This window comes from Bradyrhizobium sp. UFLA05-108, from assembly GCF_059803455.1.
This window is the reverse complement of record NZ_JBANAZ010000200.1, coordinates 1-1,166: the sequence shown is the minus strand read 5'-3', so window position 1 is coordinate 1,166 and position 1,166 is coordinate 1. Positions and strand designations below refer to the sequence as shown.

Annotated in this window: 2 protein-coding genes; one reads left to right on the top strand and one right to left on the bottom strand. The window is 59.7% G+C overall.

Features of this window, described 5'->3' with window-relative positions:
• On the top strand, window positions 1-919 hold a 919-nt coding region (creD, locus tag SO140_RS45950), incomplete at its 5' end, for a cell envelope integrity protein CreD (RefSeq protein WP_498544201.1).
• A gap of 37 nt (window positions 920-956) precedes the next feature.
• Here creD and SO140_RS45945 read toward each other — a convergent pair.
• Window positions 957-1,166, bottom strand: a 210-nt coding sequence (locus SO140_RS45945; RefSeq protein WP_498544200.1) for an NADPH-dependent FMN reductase family protein, incomplete at its 5' end; no start/stop codon positions are given.

Genomic DNA, 1,166 nt, shown 5'->3' with positions numbered 1-1,166 from the left:
GTCTACTACATTCAACTTGATCCTCCTCCTCTCCATGCAACTCTCTACAATACTCCACACCATAACGGTTCTAATTTTTTTTTTGCGCCAGGGGATCCACGCACCGCTGACGTTGACGGCGCTGCAACAAAAAGAGGGGCTGAACGCTGACTTTACCCTGACGTTGGCGGGCACCAGTAGCCTGTCGCTGGTGCCGCTGGGGCGCAGCAGCGAGCTGCAGCTGCAAAGCAACTGGCCGCACCCGAATTTCCTCGGCAACTTCCTGCCGGACGAACGCAAGGTGACGGAGCAAGGGTTTAGCGCTCGCTGGCGCAGCACCTGGTTCGCCAACAACATCAACAGTGCGTTCCATTACGACGATGGCATTATCGACGAGGACAAGCTGCCGGCCTTCAGCGCCAGCTTGGTCGAACCGGTCGATCACTACCAGCTGACCGAGCGCGCGGTCAAATACGCGCTGCTGTTTATCGGGCTGACGTTTATGGCGTTTTTCCTGTTCGAAACCCTAACCGGGCTGCGGGTGCACCCGATTCAGTACCTGCTGGTCGGTGCGGCGCTGGTGTTGTTCTACCTGATTCTGCTGGCCTTCTCCGAACACCTGGGATTCGCTCTCGCTTATCTGGCGGCCAGCATCGCCTGCAGCGGGCTGATCGGTTTCTATCTGAGCGCCGTACTGCGCGGCAAGCTGCGCGGTGCGCTGTTCGCCGCGAGCCTATTGTTGTTGTACGGCGTGCTCTATTTGCTGTTGCAGTCGGAGGACAATGCGTTGGTGCTGGGAGCCGGGCTGCTGTTCGCCATTCTGGCGGGCATTATGCTGTTGACGCGCAAACTGGACTGGTATCAGGTGGCCGATCCGGCGCGTTTGACCAAGGAAACGCCGGCCGGGGAAGACGAACCACGCTTCCGGCTGTGGAAATAAGCGAGGGGAATCGGGCGCGTTCAGCGCCCGATAGCGGCTACAGCAGCGGCTCCATCTCCAGCAGGATCTGTTCGCACCATTGCTGCAGGCGCTCTTCGCTCAGATCGTATTGGTTGACCTCATCGAGCGCCAGGCCGACGAAGTGTTTGCCGTCGGCGCTCAGCGGTTTGGGGCTGGTGAACTCGAAGCCCTCCGTTGGCCAGAAGCCGATGAACTGCACGCCCAGTGGCGCGATGTGATCGTGCAG